Source organism: Variovorax sp. Soil_C_12, from assembly GCF_057657375.1.
Genome location: NZ_JBDGIO010000055.1, coordinates 1 through 334, shown reverse-complemented (window position 1 = coordinate 334; position 334 = coordinate 1). Strand labels below are relative to the sequence as shown.

1 protein-coding gene is annotated in these 334 nt (G+C 66.2%); it reads left to right on the top strand.

Features of this window, described 5'->3' with window-relative positions; genetic code table 11:
* Positions 1–334 (top strand): methyl-accepting chemotaxis protein (locus AC3A6X_RS36440; protein ID WP_487846724.1); only part of this gene is annotated, 334 nt, incomplete at both ends.

Here is a 334-nt window from a genome sequence, read left to right as displayed (position 1 = left end):
GTGGTGAGCACCATGGCCTCGATCAATGCCTCGTCGAAGAAGATCGTCGACATCATCGGCGTGATCGACGGCATCGCGTTCCAGACCAACATCCTCGCGCTCAATGCCGCGGTGGAAGCCGCGCGCGCCGGCGAGCAGGGCAGGGGATTCGCCGTGGTTGCAGCCGAAGTGCGCAACCTGGCGCAGCGCTCCGCAGCCGCCGCCAAGGAGATCAAGGGCCTGATCGACGACTCGGTGGGCAAGGTCGATGCAGGCAGCGCCCTGGTGGGCGAAGCCGGCAAGACCATGGAAGAAATCGTGGGCAGCATCCGCCGCGTGACCGACATCGTCGGGG